The following is an 816-nucleotide window of genomic DNA, read 5'->3' as shown; positions in this document are numbered from 1 at the left end:
ACTGCTTATTTTCCTTGTAGTCCACTTATAGTAGCCACTAGCAGAAAACCCTACATAATTCCTGCACTTTATAGTGTTTACTATGCTCTTTTATGAAAAAATATTTTACTCTTTTTGACTGGCCAGGGCTTTTTTTAAAATGTCTCTTTCTCTTGTTACTTTTGCTAACTCTTTCTGTAAATCAAATCTCTCTTTGTCATAAGGTGCTACATCTGGAAATGCATTTGCCGCTGACTTTTTTTCGTTATATTTCTTCATCCATTTTCCTAATACACTATCCCTTATTCCTAGATCTCTTGCTACTTTTGCAACTGGTTGACCTACCTTTCTTTGTTCATTTGCCAGCTTAACAGCTTCCAATTTGAATTCTGCCGTGTATTCTCTTGCCATTTCTAATCCTCCAAAATTTTATTTTACCCGAAAAAACTCCTTTCTTTCTCTCCACTTTTTCTGGGTAAGGTCAGTATGGGAAAAGGTGAAAGATGTACTAAAAAACCCAGAGATGATAAAAAAGGAATACCAACGTAGAGTATTAGAAAATAAAAATGATGAATCATCAGAGAAAAAGTTTGCAAGAAGAGAAAATCAAATAAAAGAAGGTATCGAAAAATTAATGGAAGATTATTATAGTCAAGAAAATGCAGGAGAGAAAGGATATATAAGCGAGGAAGAATTTAAACAGACAATGAGAAAAATGAAAGAACGCTTACAAGGTATAGAAGAAGAGAAAAAAAAGGTAGTTGATCAGAAGGCAGTAGAAAAAGGAATAAGTCTTATTATAAATAGCATAAAGAATTTTTATTCTAGTGTAAAATC

General features: G+C 32.5%; 2 pseudogenes (1 of these 2 cut by a window edge). One reads left to right on the top strand and one right to left on the bottom strand.

From position 1 onward, the window contains the following. Window positions 1-390, bottom strand: a pseudogene (locus WG67_RS08330) (IS3 family transposase) (it extends 704 nt beyond the left edge of the window). An 85-nt stretch (window positions 391-475) separates the two neighbouring features. On the opposite strand from WG67_RS08330, the pseudogene WG67_RS08325 reads away from it, so the two are divergent. Beyond that, a pseudogene (locus tag WG67_RS08325) lies at window positions 476-816 on the top strand (recombinase family protein); the annotation flags it as partial.

The sequence above is a fragment of the Wolbachia endosymbiont of Drosophila incompta genome (assembly GCF_001758565.1).
Classification (GTDB): Bacteria; Pseudomonadota; Alphaproteobacteria; order Rickettsiales; family Anaplasmataceae; genus Wolbachia; species Wolbachia pipientis.
The sequence above is the reverse complement of the archived record's forward strand: the minus strand, read 5'-3'. Positions and strand labels throughout refer to the sequence as shown.